The sequence below is a fragment of the Pseudomonas sp. K5002 genome (assembly GCF_013386655.1).
Taxonomy (GTDB): Bacteria; Pseudomonadota; Gammaproteobacteria; order Pseudomonadales; family Pseudomonadaceae; genus Aquipseudomonas.
The window spans coordinates 1-356 of the sequence record NZ_JACARK010001583.1; the positions used below are offsets into that span (position 1 = coordinate 1).

At 66.0% G+C, this 356-nt stretch carries 1 protein-coding gene; it reads left to right on the forward strand.

The annotated features are described in order from the left end of the window. The coding region (locus tag HX846_RS38095) for a TolC family protein (RefSeq protein ID WP_178967564.1) at positions 1-356 on the forward strand (356 nt) is incomplete at both ends.

A 356-nucleotide genomic window follows, 5' to 3' on the forward strand; every position in this document is an offset into this window, starting at 1 on the left:
CCGAGCGCCGGATTGCCTCGGCCAATGCGCGCATAGGGGTGGCGAAAGCCGCCTGGTTCCCGGCCCTTACCCTGAGTGCCCAGGGAGGTTTCCAGAGTGATGAGTTCGCGCACTTGTTGAGCGCGCCCAACATTTTCTGGGCCATCGGCCCGTCGCTGGTGGGGACGATTTTTGACGGCGGCGCGCGCCAGGCCGGGGTGGACAGTGCCAAGGCGGCAACCGATGAAGCCGCGGCCAAGTATCGTGGTGTAGTGTTGACCGCGTTCGAGCAGGTGGAGAACAACCTCTCGATCATCTCCGGGCTCGACACCGCCCTGGTGGATCAGCGCGATGCGGCGGCAGCCGCGCAGTACGCC